The 18952-nt window shown below is 61.4% G+C and carries 14 protein-coding genes; 5 read left to right on the top strand and 9 right to left on the bottom strand.

Annotated features, from left to right (window positions below; genetic code table 11):
• Window positions 1-27: 27 nt before the first annotated feature.
• Both VE009_RS20200 and VE009_RS20195 read right to left on the bottom strand, forming a co-directional pair.
• Window positions 28-1767, bottom strand: coding sequence for a methyl-accepting chemotaxis protein (locus tag VE009_RS20200; RefSeq protein ID WP_325010764.1), 1740 nt, complete (start codon window positions 1765-1767; stop codon window positions 28-30).
• Window positions 1768-2561: 794 nt separating this feature from the next.
• Window positions 2562-4271, bottom strand: a complete 1710-nt coding sequence (locus tag VE009_RS20195; RefSeq protein WP_325010762.1) for a thiamine pyrophosphate-binding protein — start codon at window positions 4269-4271, stop codon at window positions 2562-2564.
• Between the two features lie 58 nt (window positions 4272-4329).
• Here VE009_RS20195 and VE009_RS20190 point away from each other — a divergent pair, with 58 nt between their 5' ends.
• From VE009_RS20190 to VE009_RS20180, 3 genes are all read left to right on the top strand, one after another.
• On the top strand, window positions 4330-4515 hold the full coding sequence (locus tag VE009_RS20190; protein WP_325010761.1) for a hypothetical protein: 186 nt from the start codon (window positions 4330-4332) through the stop codon (window positions 4513-4515).
• Between the two features lie 181 nt (window positions 4516-4696).
• A complete protein-coding gene (gene pepF, locus VE009_RS20185; protein WP_349256553.1) occupies window positions 4697-6496 on the top strand; it encodes an oligoendopeptidase F in 1800 nt (599 codons plus the stop codon).
• 115 nt (window positions 6497-6611) lie between these two features.
• A complete protein-coding gene (locus VE009_RS20180) occupies window positions 6612-7940 on the top strand; it encodes a serpin family protein (RefSeq protein ID WP_325010759.1) in 1329 nt (442 codons plus the stop codon).
• A 17-nt stretch (window positions 7941-7957) separates the two neighbouring features.
• On the opposite strand, the gene VE009_RS20175 is transcribed toward VE009_RS20180, so the two are convergent.
• The 7 genes from VE009_RS20175 to pdhA form a co-directional block, all read right to left on the bottom strand.
• On the bottom strand, window positions 7958-9046 hold the full coding sequence (locus VE009_RS20175) for an ABC transporter ATP-binding protein (RefSeq protein ID WP_325010757.1): 1089 nt from the start codon (window positions 9044-9046) through the stop codon (window positions 7958-7960).
• Complete coding sequence (locus tag VE009_RS20170) at window positions 9043-10551, bottom strand: iron ABC transporter permease (RefSeq protein ID WP_325010755.1); 1509 nt, start codon at window positions 10549-10551, stop codon at window positions 9043-9045. The genes VE009_RS20175 and VE009_RS20170 overlap by 4 nt, the downstream gene beginning before the upstream one ends.
• Window positions 10552-10777: 226 nt before the next feature.
• A complete protein-coding gene (locus VE009_RS20165) occupies window positions 10778-11875 on the bottom strand; it encodes an ABC transporter substrate-binding protein (protein ID WP_325010753.1) in 1098 nt (365 codons plus the stop codon).
• A gap of 341 nt (window positions 11876-12216) precedes the next feature.
• On the bottom strand, window positions 12217-13632 hold the full coding sequence (gene lpdA / locus VE009_RS20160; RefSeq protein WP_325010751.1) for a dihydrolipoyl dehydrogenase: 1416 nt from the start codon (window positions 13630-13632) through the stop codon (window positions 12217-12219).
• Between the two features lie 3 nt (window positions 13633-13635).
• Entirely contained in the window at window positions 13636-14988 is a 1353-nt protein-coding gene (locus tag VE009_RS20155; protein WP_325010749.1) for a dihydrolipoamide acetyltransferase family protein, read from the bottom strand.
• A 20-nt stretch (window positions 14989-15008) separates the two neighbouring features.
• Window positions 15009-15989, bottom strand: a complete 981-nt coding sequence (locus tag VE009_RS20150) for an alpha-ketoacid dehydrogenase subunit beta (protein WP_325010748.1) — start codon at window positions 15987-15989, stop codon at window positions 15009-15011.
• A gap of 3 nt (window positions 15990-15992) precedes the next feature.
• Window positions 15993-17123 (bottom strand): pyruvate dehydrogenase (acetyl-transferring) E1 component subunit alpha, encoded by a 1131-nt coding sequence (pdhA, locus tag VE009_RS20145; protein WP_325010746.1) that lies wholly within the window; start codon window positions 17121-17123, stop codon window positions 15993-15995.
• Between the two features lie 153 nt (window positions 17124-17276).
• Between pdhA and VE009_RS20140 the strand changes: the two genes are divergently transcribed.
• Window positions 17277-18008 carry an alpha/beta hydrolase gene (locus tag VE009_RS20140; RefSeq protein ID WP_325010744.1) on the top strand — a complete coding sequence of 244 codons (732 nt, stop codon included), beginning with the start codon at window positions 17277-17279 and terminating at the stop codon, window positions 18006-18008.
• Window positions 18009-18600: 592 nt separating this feature from the next.
• Complete coding sequence (locus tag VE009_RS20135) at window positions 18601-18948, top strand: hypothetical protein (RefSeq protein WP_325010742.1); 348 nt, start codon at window positions 18601-18603, stop codon at window positions 18946-18948.
• Window positions 18949-18952 lie beyond the last annotated feature (4 nt).

The raw sequence follows: 18952 nt of genomic DNA, 5'->3' as shown, positions 1-18952 counted from the left end.
CTTGCCGGACAGCCTTTTTTGGTCGGGTCATACCTTGAATCGGCCCACATTCTCCTGCAGCTCGGCCGCCATGCGGCTCAGATGGGTCGAGGACGCCGTCATCTCTTCCATCGTGGCGAGCTGCTCCTCGGTCGCGGCGGACACGTGCTGCGTGCCGGCCGCCGCTTCTTCGGCCACCTGGGCGATCGCGCGCAGGCCGTCCAGCATGCTTTGGAACTGTTTCATCATGCCTTCCAGCCCGTCGGCGGCCGAAGCCGAGTCCGTCTCGACGTTCGCCGCGGACGCCGCGATCGACCGGAACGTCTCCTCCGCCGACCGAACGCCTTCCAGCCCTTCCTGCAGCTGCCCCGTCGCCCGCTTCATCGACGAGCCCGCGGCGGCGATGCCGTCGCGGATGCCGGCCACGTGCGCGGCGACCTCCTTCGCGGAGGCGCCGGACTGCTCGGCCAGCTTCCGCACCTCGTCGGCGACGACCGCGAAGCCCCGCCCGTGCTCCCCGGCGCGAGCCGCTTCGATCGCCGCGTTGAGCGCCAGCAAATTCGTCTGTGCGGCAATATCCGTAATAAGGTCCATGACGTCGCCGATTTGGTCCGATTTGCTGCCGAGGCCGGCGATCACGGCGGACAGCCCGTCGATCGCTTCCCGGAGCTCGTCCATCTTGGCGCGCAGCTCGTCCATCCGCTCCAGCCCGTCGCGGGATCGCTCGGCGGTATCGACCGCCGTCTCCCGCATGCGCCGCATGTTGTCGTTCATGCGCTCCGCCGCCTCGCCGATGTCGTCCGCCTCCGCGACCGCCCGGCGGACGCTCTCCGCCTGCCGCTCCGCTCCGGCCGCGAGCTGCTGCGCTACCTGCGTGATCATTTCGCTCGATTTCCCGGTCTCCTCGGCGCTGGCCGTCAGCTGCTGCGACGAGGCCGCCACCATCTCCGTCGACTCGGTCACCTGCCGCAGCACGCCGCGCAGCGACTCCAGCATGCTGGCGAACGATCTGGCCAGCTCGCCGAGCTCGTCCTTCGCGGCGAGCTTCGGATCCGCGGTCAAGTCGCCGTTCGCCGCGAGCCCCATCGCGGACTGCAGCTTCCGGATCGGGTACACGATCATTCGGGATATCCACAGCCCGATCACGATCGTAATCGCGGCCGCGATCGCGATCGTGACGACGATCAAGGCGAGCGACGCCTTATATGCGACGCCTAACCGCTCGTCCAGCTGCTCCGCTATCGCGGCGTTATCATCTGCCATCGCCTCGAGCAGCTGATTGATTTCGTTCAGCTTCGGGGCCGCGGTTTGCAGAAAGTGGCGGTACGCGCGCTCTGTGTTGCCGGAACGTTCCAGTTCGAGCGCGATCGTCTCTTGGCGGGCCGCCGTATATTCCTGCAGCAGCGCGTCCAAGCGGGCGATCCGGTCGGCCTCGGCCGTGCCTATTTCGGCGTTCCGAATGCTTTCGAACGCCGCGGCGAACTTCGCTTCGCGCTCCTCGATCTGCTTCGCGATTTCTTGCTGTTCTCTCGGATCGAACGCGACTAAAATATGATAGACGTGCGCCTCGATCGCCCGCGAATGCGTGCGGGCTTCGTTGATCCATTTGATCGGCAGCACGCGTTCGTCGTACATTTCTCTTACGCCTGCGTATGTATTCCCCGACTGCAGCGCGCCGATCAATCCGACAATGACGGTAAATAGCGTCGAAACGACAATGAGTGCGAGAAGCTTATGAAACACTTTCACGTCGGCCGCCCAACTGAGCGCTTTGTACAAACGTTCCATCGATTGACGTCCACCTTTTTTCCTAATTTCTGAATTAGATTCTTAGGACTAATGATACCACGGTTATTTGAACTATGGTGAATTGGGAATGAAAAAATTGCCTTACATCAGGTGTAAGTCAGGCTTTCGCGCTCCCGCCGGTTCAGGCGGGGCCCTGCCTTATTGGGGCTAGCTCGGAACTTCGGCCGGTATAGCGCCGCCTCGGTGCTGTTTTTCCGCTTACGGCAACCCTGCGGCGATGCTTCGAAGTTGTGCGGCCCTGCCGAGATGCTCCAGCGTTTTACGGCCCTGCCGCGCCTCACCCATGTTACTCGGCTGAGCCGCCCCCTTCAATGTTCCCCGGCGTACCCTGGCGTGCCCAGATTTGCCCCGGCGAGTATTATGTGTACCTCCTACCCTTCTTATAGCACCACCCTTCTCTTCTTTTATGTACGTGGTTCCCATGTTGCTAGGCGGAGCTGTCCGCCGACGTGCCCCGGCGAGCATTATGCATACCTCCTACCCTTCTTATAGCACCACCCTTCCTCTCTTTTGCATACTTCCTTCCCATGTTGCCGGGCGTGAGCCGCCTCCCGGTGTGCCCCGGCATGCTACAACGAGCTTTATGTGTACCTCCTACCCTTCTTATAGCACCACTCTTCCTCTCTTTTGCATACTTGCTTCCCATGTTGCCCCGCTGAGCCCGCCCGACGAGACGCCGACAGCCGCAGCGGCCCGCGCGCACGCCGAACAGGCCGCCGGTCGAAACCGGCAGCCTGTCCTACGCCCGGCGTGCACGCGCAACGCGTACGCCGTTATATTTTCGTGTGCGGCATGACCTCCGGCGCGACCGCCACGTCGATCAGCATCGGCCGGCGCTCGCGGTCCGGCGCGAACGCCGCTTCCAGCGCCGCGCGGAACGACGCCTCGTCCGCCGCCCGGACGCCGACGCAGCCGCACGCCTCGGCGATCGCCGCGAAGTCGGGGTTGTCGAGCGTCGCCCCGAGCGGCGAGAGACCCGCGCTGCGCATCCGGTTCAGCTCGATCGCGTACGCGCCGTTATTGACGACGACGAGCGCGATCGGCAGGCCCAGCTTGGCAGCCGTCTTCAGCTCCAGCAGCGTCTGCACGACGCCGCCGTCGCCCGCCACCGCGACGACCGGCCGCTCCGGCGCGGCAAGCGCAGCGGCGATCGCCGCCGGCAGCGCGAAGCCGAGCGTCCGCCAGCGGCCCGAGACGAGCACGCGCTGGCCATGATTCGCGAACGAGCGGCCCCACCAGAGCGTGTGATCGCCCGTGTCGAGGGCGACGACCGCGCTGGAGGGAATCGCTTCGGACAGCAGCTTCATCAGCCGCTGCGGCGCCAGCGGCGCACCCTCCCGCGCCGCCTCCGCCGCGAGGCGGCGCTCCCAATCGAGGCGCACGTCCGTGATGCGCCGGCGCCACGCCGCGGCCGCGTCCTCGTCGCGCGCCAGCGACGCCGCCATGCCCGCGAACCGGGGCATGATGTCCCGCAGGTCGCCGACGAGCCCGCGCGCGACCGGGAAGCCGACGCCGATGTTGTCGCGGACGGCGTCGATTTGCACGATGCGCGCGTTCGGCGGCGCATATTCGTCGGGCCACCACGTCGCGCCGCAGACGACGACGAGGTCGCTCTCGGCGAGCAGCACGCTCGCCGCCTCGCTGCCGGCGAGGCCGAAGCCCCCGACGAACTGCGGATGGTCGTGCGGGAACACGTGCCGCGCCGGCAGCGTCGCCGTCACGGCCGCGCCCACCGCCTCGACGAACGCGCGCGTCTCGCCGGGCACCGCCTCGACGCCGCGCCCGAGCACCAGCATCGGCCGCCGCGCCTCCGCGATCATGCGGAACACCGCCTCGACATCCTCCGTCGGCGCGAGCAGCGGCTGGTGCAGATGCGCCCCGTACGGCAGCGCCGCGCCGCGCACCTTCTCCCGGTACATCGCCTTCGGGATCGACAAATGCGTCACGCAGCCGCGCGCAGCGCTCAGCGCCAAACACCGCTGCAGCAGCTCCGGCAGCGCGTCCGGATGCGCGAGACACTCGCTGAACGCCGCGAACGGAGCAGCCGTCAGTTGCTGCTGAATGTACTGCTTCGCGTGCGTGCCGACCTGCGCCGCGTCGACCTGCCCCGTGATCGCCAGCACGCCGGCCCCGTCCGCGTACGCGTCGCCGAGCCCGTTCAGCATGTTGGCAAGGCCCGGACCGCTCGTGCCGAGCACGACGGCGACGCGGCCGGTCAGCTTCGCCTCGGCGGACGCCGCGAGCGCCGCCGCGTTTTCGTCGAGGAAAGGAACATATTGGATTTTCGATTGCTTTGCTATATCATCGAGAAAGAACAAATTCGCATCCCCGATCACCCCGTAGATGCGTTCGACGCCCCAGTCGGTCAGTTGAGCCAGAAGACATTGGCCTACCGTCAGCCCTTGATCCGGGCGAGCGAGATCCGCGTTGACAGGCTCGTCCTGCAGCCGGTCGACGGCGCGTTCGAGCAGCGTTGGCGACATAACGTTTCACAACCTTTCACGTTTTGGTTAGTTTGCCCGGAAAGCGAGGTATGAACCCATGGAATCGACAGGCGCGCTCGTCATGTTTTTAATCGTCACCTTCTGTCTGGCCGCGGTCGTCATTTTGAAGAAAGAATCGATCCCGCCCACCTTAAAGCGCCCGATCGCGCTCACGACGCTGATTATGGTCGTCGCCGCGTTCGTCATGCTGCTCGTCTCATTTTTTACCATGACCCTAGAATAAGCTATAATATGGGAATGCGAGGCGCATCCTAATCGAATGGACTCCGATCAAGCGAGGAGGCGTTCGAGGGATGAGCCGGACCGACCTGAAACGAGTCGCGATCGCCGCGGCGCTCGCAGCGATGGCGACAATCGCCCCGCAAAACCTGCAATCCATATTTCATTGGAGGGATACGATGGCTATGACGACAACCGCAGCGGTACCGAAACGCGCCGATGTGCCGGCCGAGCATCAATGGAAGCTGGAGGACTTGTTCCCGTCGCAGGACGCATGGAACAAAGAATACGAAGAAGTGAAGAGCCTGCTCGGGAAGATCGCGGACTACCAAGGCAAGCTGACGGACGCCGCCGCGCTGAAGGGCTGCTTCGAGCTGGAAGACGAAATCTCCCTGCATACCGAGCGTCTGTACGTCTACGCGAACATGCGCCATCATCAAGATACCGCGGACCCGACGTACCAAGCGCTGTCCGATAAGGCGAAGAAGCTGTCCGTCGACGTCGGCGAAGCGCTGTCCTTCATTACCCCGGAAATTTTGTCGCTCTCCGAAGAACAGCTGAAGGCGTTCATCGAAGACCCGACGCTAGCGCCGTATAAGCACACGCTCGAAGAAATGCTTCGCCAAAAGCCGCACGTGCTCTCCAAAGCGGAAGAAGCGCTGCTCGCGCAGGTCGGCAACATTTCGCAGGCGCCGAACACGATTTTCGGCATGATCAACAACGCCGACATGAAATTCCCGACGATCAAGAACGAGAAGGGCGAAGACGTCGAGCTGACGCACGGCCGCTACATTCAATTCCTCGAGAGCCGCAAACGGGAAGTGCGCGAGAGCGCATTTAAGGCGATGTACGCTACATACGCGAAGCAAAAAAACACGCTCGCCGCGACGCTCAGCGCGAACGTATCGAAGAACCTGTTCTACGCGAAAGCCCGCAAATACCCTTCGGCGCTCGAGGCGTCGCTCTACGGCGACAACATCCCGAAGGACGTGTACACGAACTTGATCGCGACGATCCATGAGTCGCTCCCGCTCCTGCAGCGCTACCTCGAGCTTCGCAAAAAGCTGCTGAAGGTCGACGAGCTGCACATGTACGACCTGTTCACCCCGCTCGTCGACGAGGTCGACATGGACATTTCGTACGAAGAAGCGAAGCAGACGGTCAAAGATTCGCTGAAGCCGCTCGGCGAAGACTACCTGAACGTGCTCCAGGCGGGCTACGACGAAGGCTGGATCGACGTGTACGAGAACGAAGGCAAGCGGTCCGGCGCGTACTCGTGGGGCGCGTACGGCACGCATCCGTATGTCCTGCTCAACCATAAAGACAACCTGAATTCGATGTTCACGCTCGCGCACGAGATGGGCCACGCCCTGCACTCGTACTATTCGGACAATGCGCAGTCGTACCGCGACGCGCAGTACACGATCTTCCTCGCCGAAGTCGCGTCCACGCTTAACGAAGCGCTGCTGATGGACTACATGCTGAAGAAGACGACCGATCCGAAGGAAAAAATGTACCTGCTCACCTACTACGCCGATCAATTCCGGACGACGGTGTTCCGCCAGACGATGTTCGCCGAGTTCGAAATGATCATCCACCAGAAGGCGGAGGAAGGCGAATCGCTGACGCCGCAAGCGCTGTGCGAAATTTATTACGAGCTGAACAAAAAGTACCACGGCGACGGCATGGTCGTCGACAAGGACATCGAGATGGAGTGGGCGCGCATCCCGCATTTCTACACGAGCTTCTACGTGTACAAATACGCGACGGGCTTCTCCGCGGCGACGTCGTTCGCGAAGCAAATTCTCGACGAAGGCCAGCCGGCGGTCGACCGCTACATGGGCTTCCTGAAGAGCGGCGGCAGCGACTTCTCGATCAACATCCTGAAGAAGGCCGGCGTCGACATGTCTTCGCCGGAGCCGATTCGACAAGCGATGGACGTATTCAAGGGGCTTGTCGAGGAAATGGAACAGTACGCGAAGTAAAAAAGATTCGCCGCAGCTCCCGGGGACCGTCGTTCCCGGGAGTTTTTGCATTGCAACCTCCTTGCGCCGCGGCTCGTCTGTAATGAAAAGTCGATGTGCAAAGGAGAGTTCGATTATGAACAAATGGATAACGCTGCTGACGGCGCTGAGCCTCGTCGCCGCTTCGGGCTGCGGGCAGCCGCTCGCGACGGGAGTGAACGACGACCCGGCGCAGACGAGCAAGCCGCCGGCATCCGCCGTCGCGGACAAACCGGGGAACGGCGGCCAAGCCGCTCCGCTGGAGGAGCCGCCGGCCAAGCCGGGCACATACAAAGTCGAGGACGTAGACAAGCGGATCGTCGAGGCGCATACGCGCTTCTCGTTCGATCTGTTCCGCGAGGCGGTGACAGCGGAGGACGAAGGGAGGAACGTGTTCCTCTCCCCGTTCAGCGCGGCGATCGCGCTGTCGATGACGATGAACGGCGCAGGCGGCGAGACTTTCGAGGCGATGCGGAACGCGCTTGGGCTCGAGTCGCTCACCCTCGACGAGACGAACCGCGCCAACGAAGTGCTGGCCGACGTGCTTACGCATCCCGAGGAAGGGCTTATTCTAACGGTCGCCAATTCGCTTTGGCCGGACGAAGGCGTGCCGCTCAAGGAATCGTTCCTCGCCGCCAACAAGCAGCATTACGGCGCCGAGACGCCCCCGATCGACCTGCAAAGCGACGCCGCGCCGGCGAGCATCAACCGCTGGGTCGACGAAGCGACGCGCGGGGCGATTCCGAAGCTGCTGGAAAAACCGCTCTCGGGAGACGCGATCCTGCTGCTGCTGAACGCGGTATATTTCAACGGCAATTGGGTGCAGCCGTTCCCGGAAGAGCGGACGACGATGCGACCGTTCGCGACGGCGGACGGCGGCACGGCCGACGTTCCGATGATGTTCTCGAACGACACCTTGCCGTATCTCGAGAAGGACGGCGTCCGGGGCGTCCGGATTCCGTATCACGGCGGCGCCAGCATGACCGTGCTGCTGCCCGAGGAAGGGACGGAGCTGCGTTCGTTCGCCGAACGGCTGACGCCGGAGCAGTGGAACTCGTGGAAGAGCGACTTCCGCCAAGCCTCGGGCACGCTCGGGCTGCCGAAGTTCAAGCTGGAATACCAAGTCGAGCTGAAACCAATGCTTTCCTCGCTCGGCATGGGCGTCGCCTTCGAGGCGGGCAGCGCAGATTTTCCGAACATGACCGACCTGCCTGAGAACATATACCTTTCCCAGGTGATGCAAAAAACGTTCGTCGAGGTCGGCGAGCGGGGCACCGTCGCGGCGGCCGTCACCGGCGTCGTAGCGGAAGTGACCTCCGCTCCCTCCGAGACGTTCGAGCTGGAAGTGAACCGGCCGTTCCTGTTCGTCATCGAGGACCATCGCACCGGTTCCATCCTGTTCATCGGCGCGGTCGAACGGTTGTAAAGCACGCCGGACGCCGCTTATCCCGCGCCGGCCGCGCTCAGCGCCGCAGCGGGTGGCGCCGCGAATTGCGCGTCCTTCAGCTGCAGCACGACGGATTCCTCCGCCTGGAAACGGCAGGCGATGTCTTCGTGAACGGTATACGCGCCTTCCGGCGTTTGAACCGTATAATGGATCTCTTTGCCCTGATACTGCACGCTCGTGACGACGCCCGGGATCCCGTCGCCTTCCTTCCTCATGCGGAACTGCTCGGGACGCACCGGATACAGCTGCTTCCCCTTGAACGACGACGAAATGTTCCGGTCCTGCCAGATGAAGCGGCCGTTCGCTTCGCTCGGAACGAATTCGGTGCCGGTCCAAGCGCCCTTCACCAGGTTCGCTTTCCCGACGAACGTCGCGACGAACTCGGTTTCCGGCGATGCGTAGATGTCCTGCGGCGTGCCGATCTGCTCGATCTTCCCGTCCTTCATGACGACGATGCGATCGGCCATCGCCAGCGCTTCGCTTTGATCGTGGGTCACGTAAAGGATCGTCGTCTTCGTCGCCCGATGAATATGCTGGATTTCTTTCCGCATCTCCATTCGAAGCTCCGCGTCCAGGTTGCTTAGCGGCTCGTCCATCAGCAGCACCGACGGCTGCGAAGCGATCGCGCGGGCGAGGGCGACGCGCTGCCGCTGGCCGCCCGACAGCTCCTGCGGATAGCGATCCGCCAACGTCGAAAGCCCGACCAGCTTCAGCACGTCGGCTTCCCGGCGCTCTTTCTCCCGCTTCAGCGCCGCGGGCAGAAACGCATGGTGTTCGAGCGGGAACCGAACGTGCTGCCTTACCGTCATGTGCGGCCATAACGCGAACGACTGAAATACCATATTCAAATTCCGCTTGTTGGGAGGCGCGATCGACGCAGGCGTGCTCACGAGCTGCCCGTCGATGCGGATTTCGCCCGTCGTCGGCTTCTCGAAGCCGGCGATCAGCCGGAGCAGCGTCGTTTTGCCGCAGCCGGACGGACCGAGCAGCGCGATGAATTCTCCCTCCCGCACGGCGAGATCGTTCGGATGCAGCGCGACGAACGAACCGAACCGCTTGCTGACATGCGTCAACTCCACTGTCATGCGGATTTCATCCTCCTCTTCCAAGCTTGTTGCACCAAGAATAACGTCAGCATACCGATTCCGATCAAGAGCACGACCAGGGAAGAAAACGCCGTGGAGTACGTCGTATCCCCCGCTTGCTCGAAGCCGAAGATGACGACCCCGATCGTCTCCGAGCCCGAGGACCAGAGAATCGACGAGACGGTAAGCTCCGTCAACGCATACAGCAGGACGAGGAACGCCCCACTCAGCAGGCCGGGGAACAGGAGCGGCAGCAGAATGCGCCGCCACTTCTGCACGTGGCCTGCGCCGTTGCTGTGCGCCGCCTCCTCCATCGATACGTCCACTTGCTGCAGCGCCGTGACGCTTCCGCGCATCTGCAAAATCAGAAATCGGACCGAGTACGCGATGAACAAAATCGCCGTGCTGCCGTAAACGCCCGGATTCCAGCCGGGAATCGGCTCCATCCAGACTAGAATCATCGCAAGCGCGAGCACGATGCCGGGCAAGGCGTACGGAATGCTGATCATCAGCTCCGCCGCCTTCGTCCAACGCGACGGCTTCCGAAGGCGAAGATAAGCGACGGCCGTTCCGGCGATCAAGCAGATCAGCGTCGTCACGAGCGCGAGCATGCCGCTGTTGACCATCGCCTGCTTCGCTTTCCCGCTCTGCTGCAGCAGGAACGCATAATGGTTCAGCGTCCAATTGGCCGGGGCAAACTCGAGACCGTACGCCTTCATCACCGACGCAGCGAACATGGAGAAGAGCGGAACGACGCTGGTGAACAGAAGGAACCCCCACAGCGCGAGCTCCAGCGGCAGGCGCAGACGCCCCAAATGCACACGCGGCGACCTGTCCTCCGCGCTCGTCTCGAACGTCTTCGCCTTGCGCGTGACGAGCCACTGCAGCAGCGTAGCTGCGCAGGCGATCGCGCCCAGCAGCACGGATAAAACCGCCGCCCGCGAGAAGGCGGACGGACCGAATCCGACGATCTGCTCGTAAATGTATGTGCTCAATACGCTAATGTTGGCGGGAATGCCGAGGAACGCGGGAATGCCGAAATTGTCCAGGCCCGCGAGAAACGCGAGCAGCCCTCCGCCCGCGATGCCCGGCAGCGCCATCGGCCAAGTCACCTTGCGGAAGGTGCTCCATCGCGAAGCGCCCGACAAACGCGACGCCATTTCCAAATCGCGCGGAATTTTTCGAAACACGCCGAGCGACAGCATGTAGACGACCGGGTAATGCGACAACCCCATGACGAAAATCATGCCGCCCAAGCTGTAGACGTTCCACGGCGCGGCGCCGACGATCGACTGCAGCGCGGCGGAGAACGCCGATTTCGGTGCGAAAAACTGCGCCCACGAAAGCGTGACGATATACGACGGAATGATAAACGGCAGCAAAATCAGCGCCTGCAGCAAGCCTTTCAGCCGAATATCGCAATACGCGACGATCCATGCCAGGACGAGCCCCAGCGCGATCGCCATCGCGGTCGAGCCGCAGACGACGTACACGGTGTTCTTCATAACGGTCCATGTCCGAGCCGAAGTCAAAATATGCGCATACTGCGTAAGCGCGAAGCCGCTCTCGCCTTGTACGCTTAAGAGAACTAATCGAACAATCGGGACGGCGAAGAAAAAAAAGACGACTGCCATCGCGAGCCATTGGATCCAGGACGCTCTAAATAAAGGAAAGGGCAGGCGAGCCTGCCCTCCGGTACGTATGCTTCCCATGCGGCCAATCCCTTCCGAATTACTCGCCGAAAATCGAGACGAACTTCTCTTTATCCTGCTCTCGGCTTTGGAACAGTTCTGCGATGTCGTAAGAGATCACCTTCATCTCGTCGATCGATTTCAACCCCGCCGGCGCTTCGACGCCCGGGCGAATCGGCGTATAGCCGAGACCGGCTTGCATCTTCTGGCCTTCTTCGGACAGGATGAAATCGACGAACGCTTTGGCGGCGGGGACGTTCTTCGCGTCCTTCAAGATGCCGACCGGCTCGGTGATCGCCGGCACGCCTTCGTTCGGGTACACGAGCTTCACCGGGGAGCCGTCTTGCTCCGCGCGGGCGACGAGGAAGTCGACGACCATGGCGTACGCCTTCTCTCCGCCGGCGACCGCCTTCAGCACCGCGCCGTTGCCCTTCGTGACGACCATGTTGTTCGCCTTAAGCCCCTCGAAAAATTCCCAACCCATGCCTTCCGTCCGGCTGAATACGCCGACATTGTACGCCGCGGCTCCGGAATACAGCGGGCTCGGCATAATCGCTTGGTCTTTCGCCTCTTCGCTTAAGAGCGCCTGCCACGAATCCGGAATTTGCTGCACCATATTCGTATTGACGGCCATCGCCGTCGCGATCACTTTCGTGCCCGTGTACGTGCGATCGGCGTCGACGTATTCCGCGGGAATGTTCGCATGCTCCTTAGATTCGTAAGACAGCAGCATGTCCTGTTCTTTTAAAATTTCGAACGAAACCGAATCCGCGACGAGCAGCACGTCCGCTTGGACGGAGCCTGCCATTTTCTCCGCTTGCAGCTTGCTCAGAACTTCCTCCGTGCCGGAACGGAAGATGCTGACCTCCACATCCGGATATTTCTCCTTGAACGCTTGAACGAGCTGCTCGGCGTCCGCGTCGGGCTGCGATGTATAGAAGCTCAACGTTCCCTCGACCGCTTCTTCCTTCGCCTCTTCCTGCGTTTCTTCCGCAGGTGCAGGCTCTTGCGCTTGCGGCTGGGGCGAAGCCGCCGGTTGTTCGCCGCCCGCGCCCGTCGTCGCGGTTTGCGAAGCGCCGCAAGCGGCGAGGGTGAGCATACTGATGATCGATAACAAAAGCAGTACGTGTTTACGCATGAATTTCTCCTCCTACAATTTATGTAACCGTCTCTAGCCCTCGATGGCGATCGGGACATCCTCTTTCCTAACTGTAGCCCGCTTCTGTAAGTGGAGGATTAACTGCAAACGTTATCTTACATTGAAATTTGGTTAAGGTTAGGACCGTAATTCCGGAACTTATGAAAATAAAAACGCCGAATTTCAGAACAAATCGTTCTTACATCGGCGTTTTTTCGTTCTGCATATTGTTTTGTTTTCATGAATTCGATCTGTCGAATTTACAATTCGGAAATATTCCGCGCCAGCGGCGAAAAAAGAAAACCGCCCGCTGATGCGGACGGCTTTGGTTCGTGACGCGATTATTTGTTCATTTGGTGCACGCTGTGGCCGAGCGCGCCTTCCGCGGCTTCCATGACCATCTCGCCGAGGGTCGGATGCGCGTGAATCGTCAGCGCGATGTCTTCCAGCGTCGCGCCCATCTCGATCGCGAGGCCGAGCTCAGCGATCAGGTTCGACGCTTCCGGTCCGACGATTTGGGAGCCGACGACGACGCCCGTATCTTTGTCGGCGACGATTTTCACGAAGCCTTCGGTGTTGTCGAGCGCGAGGGAGCGGCCGTTGGCGCCGAACGAGAAGCGGCCGGTGACGACGTTGAAGCCTTTCTCCTTCGCTTCCGTTTCGCTGAGGCCCACGCTCGCGATCTCCGGATCGGAGAACACGACGGCAGGGATGACCTTGTAGTCGATGACGCTGTCCATGCCGGCGATCGCTTCCGCCGCCACTTTGCCTTCGTACGACGCCTTGTGCGCGAGCGCGGCGCCCGGCACGATGTCGCCGATCGCGTATACGTTCGGCAGGTTCGTGCGGCATTGGTTGTCGATCTCGATGAGACCGCGGTCGGTCATTTTCAGACCGATCGATTCTAAGCCGATGTCGTTCGTGTTCGGACGGCGGCCGACGGTGACGAGCACGTACTCGGCCGTGACCGTCTTCTCTTCTTCGCCCACTTTGAACGTTACGGTGACGTCTTTGTCGGTCTGCTCCGACTTTTGCGCGAGCGCGCCCGTGACAATGTCCACGTCCGTTTTCTTCAAGTTTTTCGTCACGAGCTGGCTAAGCTGCTTTTCAAAGCCCGGCAAAATGTGCTCGCTGCCCTCGAGAATCGTCACCTTCGTGCCGAACTTCGAGAACGTCTGGCCGAGCTCGACGCCGATATAGCCGCCGCCGATGACGATCATGCTCTTCGGAATATGGTCGAGCGCGAGCGCCTCGTCGGACGACAAAATGCGGCCGCCGAACGGGAACGGCTTCAGCTCGATCGGACGGGAGCCCGTCGCGATGACGCAGTGCTTGAACTCGTAGCGCGTCGTGTTGTCGTCGCCGTCGCTGACCGTCACGATGTTCGGCGCGTTGAAGAACGCTTCGCCCGAGACGATTTCGACTTTATGCCCCTTGAGCAGCGCGCCGACGCCGCCCGTCAGTTTATTGACAACGGACTGCTTCCACGCTTGAACCTTCGCGAAATCGACTTTGACGTCGCCGACTTCGATGCCGATCGAATCGCCATGCTTCGCCATTTCGTACCGGTGAGCGGCCGAAATGAGCGCCTTGGACGGGATGCAGCCGCGGTTAAGGCAGACGCCGCCGATTTCGCGGCGGTCGACGATAACGACCTTCTTGCCGAGCTGGGCGGCCCGGATGGCGGCTACGTAGCCGCCGGGACCGGCGCCGATGACGAGAACGTCGATTTCCGTGCTAAAGGTGCCGACTACCATCGCTTACACCTCCATAATGAGCAGTTCCGGATCTTCCAGAAGCCGCTTGATGTGGTTCATCGCGTTCTGAGCGGTCGCGCCGTCGATGAGGCGATGGTCGAAGCTGAGCGACAATGCCATCATCTGGCCGATGGCGATTTCGCCGTTCTTCACGATCGGACGTTCCGTGATGCGGCCCGTGCCGAGAATCGCCACTTCCGGGAAGTTGATGACCGGCGTGAAGAACATGCCGCCCGCCGAGCCGATGTTCGTGATCGAAATCGTGCTGCCGCGCAGCTCGTTCGGACCGAGCTTGCCTTCGCGGCCGCGCGTCGCGAGATCGCGAATTTCGCCTGCGATGTTATAAATATTTTTGCGATCGGCGTCGAATACGACCGGAACGATCAGACCGTTGTCCGTATCCGTGGCGATGCCGATGTTGTAGTACTTCTTGTAGACGATCTCGTTGTTCGCTTCGTCGAGCGTCGAGTTGAGAATCGGATACTCGCGCAGCGCCGCTACGAGCGCCTTGACGATGAACGGCAGGTACGTCAGCTTCACGCCGCGCTTTTCCGCCATCGGCTTCGCGCGTTCGCGAAGCTTCACGAGCGCCGTTACGTCGACTTCGTCCATGATCGTGACATGCGGGGCCGTGTACACCGATTTGACCATCGCCTGAGCGATGACTTTGCGGATGCCTTTGAACGGTACGCGTTCTTCCACGCGGTCGCCCGTCGGTGCCGCCGGCTTCGCAGCAGCTGCCGCCGGAGCGCCTTCCGCCGCGGCCGGAGCCGCCGCTTGCGCAGGCGCAGCGCCCGGAACGAAGTTCAGGACGTCTTCCTTCGTGATGCGGCCGTGCTTGCCCGTCGCCTTCACTTGGCCGAGGTCGACGCCTTTCTCGCGCGCCAGCTTGCGGACGCTCGGCGTCGCAAGAACCGCACCCGGCTCAACGACGTTGCCGCGAGTGCCGCCGTCCGGCACGGTGCCCGGCTTGACAGCCTCCGCCGCCGCCGGCGCTGCCGCCGGAGCGATCGGATTCGACGGAACGGGGGCCGGAGCCGCCGCAGGGGCGCTCGGCGCCGCCGGCGCTTCCGCGTGGCCGTGGCCGCCGCCGTGCGCGGATACCGGCAGTTCGCCTTCCGCGTCGATGACCGCAAGCACGTCGCCGACGACGGCGACGGTGCCTTCCGCAACCTTGACTTCTTTCACGACGCCGGTGACCGGGGACGGCACTTCGACGACCGCTTTATCGTTTTGCACTTCCATCAAAATATCGTCTTCTTTAATGGAATCGCCGGGTTTGACGTGCCATTTGACGATTTCGCCTTCATGCAGACCTTCGCCGAGCTCCGGCATCCGATATTCGAACATTGCCATTCGCTACCGCACCTCCTTTTTTAGAAATCCAGCACTTGATTCAGGCCCTCGATGACGCGCTGCGGCGTCGGGAGCCATTCGTCTTCGATTTGACCGAACGCCACGACCGTATCCGGAGCGGCGACGCGGAGCACCGGCGCTTCCAGGTGGAGGATGGCCTTCTCGTTGATTTGCGCGATGATTTCGGCGGCTGCGCCGGCCGTCTTCTGCGCTTCTTGCACGACGATCGCGCGGTTCGTCTTCTTGATCGACTCGACGATGGTGTCGATGTCGATCGGCATGATCGTGCGCAGGTCGATGACCTCGACGCTGACGCCGCGCGACTTCTCGATTTCTTCGGCGGCTTTCAGCGACGTATGGACCATCGCGCCGTACGTGATAATCGTGACGTGCTTGCCTTCCTTCACGACGTTCGCTTTGCCGATCGGCACCGTGTATTCGCCCTCCGGCACTTCGCCGCGGAAAGAGCGGTACAGCTTCAGGTGCTCCATGAAGAAGACCGGATCGTTGTCGCGGATCGCGGAAATCATGAGGCCTTTAGCGTCGTATGGATTGGAAGGAATGACGACCTTGATGCCCGGCGTTTGGAGGAACAAGCCTTCTAAGCTGTCCACGTGCAGCTCGGGCGCCTTCACGCCGCCGCCGAACGGCGTGCGGAATACGATCGGCGCTTGGTACGCGCCGCCGGAACGGTAGCGCATGCGCGCCGCCTGCGACACGATTTGGTCCATCACTTCGAATACGAAGCCGATGAACTGAACTTCCGCGATCGGGCGGAAGCCCTGCACCGCGAGGCCGACGGCGAGGCCGCCGATGCCCGATTCCGCGAGCGGCGTGTCGAATACGCGCGTCTCGCCGAATTCTTTCTGAAGGCCTTCGGTAGCGCGGAATACGCCCCCGACGTGGCCTACGTCTTCCCCGAACAGCAACACTTTCGGGTCGCGCGCGAGCTCCACTCGCATCCCGTCCCGAATCGCTTCGATCATCGTCATATTTGCCATGGCTTATTTCTCTCCTCCCGCGCGGTACTGCTCGATCTGCTCGCGAATGTGAACCGGCGGCTCTTCGAACATGCTTTCAAGCAAGCCTACGATCGTCATTTTATCGACGGATTCTGCGCGCTTGATCTGCTCCGCCACATGCTCTTTCGCTTCTTCGATCGTTTTGTTCTCGTCTTCTTCGCTCCAGAGACCCTTGGACTCGAGGAAGCGGCGGAAGCGTACGAGCGGATCCTTCGTCTCCCACTCGCCCTGCTCGTCCTTCGTCCGATATTTCGTTGGGTCGTCGCCGGACATCGAGTGCGGGCCGAAACGGTACGTGATCGCCTCGATCAGCGTCGGACGGCCTTCCAATGCGTGCTCGCGCGCTTCGCGCACCGCAGCCGTAACCGCCAGCACGTCCATGCCGTCGACCTGCACGCCGCGGATACCCGCAGCCACAGCCTTCTGGGCGATCGTGCCCGCCGCCGTCTGCTTGCGGAGCGGCGTCGAAATCGCGTACTGATTGTTTTGCACGAAGAAAATCGCCGGCAGTTGGAACGCGCCCGCGAAGTTCATACCTTCGTAGAAGTCGCCCTGCGACGAACCGCCGTCGCCCGTATACGTGATCGCGACGTTCTTCTTGCCCTTCAGCTTAAGCCCCATCGCGACGCCGGCTGCTTCGACGATTTGCGCGCCGATGATGATCTGCGGCATAAGTACGTGTACGTCTTCCGGAATTTGGCCGCCGTGCTGATGACCGCGCGAGTACAAGAACGCTTGGTACATCGGAAGGCCGTGCCACACGATTTGCGGCATGTCCCGGTAACCCGGGCAGATAAAGTCTTCTTTCTCGAGCACGAATTCGCTGCCGATCATGGATGCTTCCTGACCGGACACCGGAGCGTAGAAGCCCAGGCGGCCTTGGCGGTTGAGGCTCACGGCGCGCTGGTCCCATACGCGGGTAAACGCCATCCGGCGCATCAATTCCCGCAATTCGTCGTCGGAGAATTTCGGCATCATCTCTTCGTTAACGATTTTGCCTTCCGGCGACAATACCTGCAACGGCTTAATCTCGTCAAGCCGCACTTCGTAAGCGCGTTTGTTTTTGCTGCTCACGTGGAGGAACACCTCGCTTTGTAGTATATAAGACAGCATCAGAATTCCTGATGAAACAGTATTGATAAATTATATAATACAATTATTCAATTTGCTACCTGGGTTCGCGATAAAAACGTTTTTTCCTGTTATAATAAATATATTGCACATACTATAACAGGTAGAACAACAGCTGAAACAGAGGTGTTTCATTTGACGGCCAACGATTATTCCCGCCGCACGGTATTGAAGGATATGGTCCCCTCGCGGGCGCTCGGCAAGGACCGGCCCTTGCGCATTTTCCTGCCGCCGGGCTACAACGAGCTGGTGACGCACCGGGTCGTGTATTGCCAGGACGGAGAGGAATGCTTCAACTTCGGGCGCATCGCGACGCATGCGACGAAGCTGATTTTGGACGAGGGCGTCGAGCCGTTCCTCATCATCGGCGTCGACGTTGACATGCCGAATCGAACCGACGAGTACGCGCCGGACGGACGGCGGTTCGAGGCGTACGCTCGGTTTTTCTTGGAGGAGCTCATGCCGTTCGTCGAATCGCGATATCCGGTCCGCACCGGCCCCGGGGACCGCGTCTTGGTCGGCGATTCGCTCGGCGGAACGGTCTCTTTACATCTTTCCCTTCAAGTTCCGCATTCCATTCAAAAAGTGGTGTCGCTGTCGGGAGCGTTTTTATCAAGCTCGGCGTCGGCGGTGTCGGGGATCGACGATTTGTCGTGGCTCCGGCTGTATCAATTGATCGGCACGGACGAGACGAGCGTGGAGACGAGCCGGGGGACGTTCGACTTTCTTGCGGCGAACCGGCTGATGCATACGCTGCTCGTCGAGCGCGGCGCACAGGTGGAGTATGTAGAGAAGCCGGGGAAACATATTTGGGGGTTTTGGCAGAACGAGCTGCCGGACGCCCTGCGTTGGGCGCTGGCGGAGTAAACTGTGGGGAGGGCGACAGCCGCAATTTTGCGGCTATTTCGCCCGAAGTACGCCGCGCAGCGCGCTCCAGCCGCATTTTGGCGGCTAAACCGCGCGAAGCACGCCGGGCAGCGCGCTCCAGCCGCATTTTTTCGGCTATTTCGCGCGAAGCACGCCGGGCAGCGCGCTCCAGCCGCATTTTTGCGGCTATTTCGCGCTAAGCACGCCGGGCAACGCGCACCAGCCGCATATTTGCGGCTAAACTGCTCGAAGCACGCCGCGCAGCGCGCGCCAGCCGCATTTTTGCGGCTAAACCGCGTGATGCGCGCCGCGCAGCGCACTCCAGCCGCATTTTTGCGGCTATTCCTCGCGAAGCAGGCCGCGCAGCGCCCTCCAGCACCATTTTTGCGGCTATTCCGCGCGAAGCAGGCCAGACAGCGCGCTCCAGCCGCATTTTTGCGGCTATTTCGCGCGATGCAAGCCGGCGAGTTCTAGCCGCATTGGCTAGGGCGCACGAAAGGGCCGCGGAGCAAATGTTCCTATTCAGCGGTTGAGTGGGCTGATGGCGGGCAGTAAGGAGCAAATGTTCCTTATTCAGCGGTAAGGCGGGCCGATGGCGGGCAGTAAGGTACAAATGTTCCTTATTCAGCGGTTGAGTGGGCTGATGGCGGGCAGTAAGGAGCAAATGTTCCTTATTCGGTGGTTAGGCGGGCCGATGGCGGGCAGTAAGGGACAAATGTTCGTTATTCAGCGGTTGGGGGGGCCGATGGCGGGCAGTAAGGAGCAAATGTTCCTTATTCGGCGGTTGGGCGGGCTGATGGCGGGCAGTAAGGGACAAATGTTCCTTATTCAGCGGTTGGGCGGGCCGATGGCGGGCAGTAAGGAACAAATGTTCCTTATTCAGCGGTTGGGCGGGCCGATAGCGGGCAGTAAGGAGCAAATGTTCCTTATTCGGCGGTAGGGCG

Origin of the sequence: Paenibacillus sp. (genome assembly GCF_035645195.1) — a bacterium.
GTDB lineage: Bacteria > Bacillota > Bacilli > Paenibacillales > YIM-B00363 > Paenibacillus_AE.
Note: the sequence above shows the minus strand (reverse complement) of the source record. Positions and strands in the feature narration are given on the sequence as shown.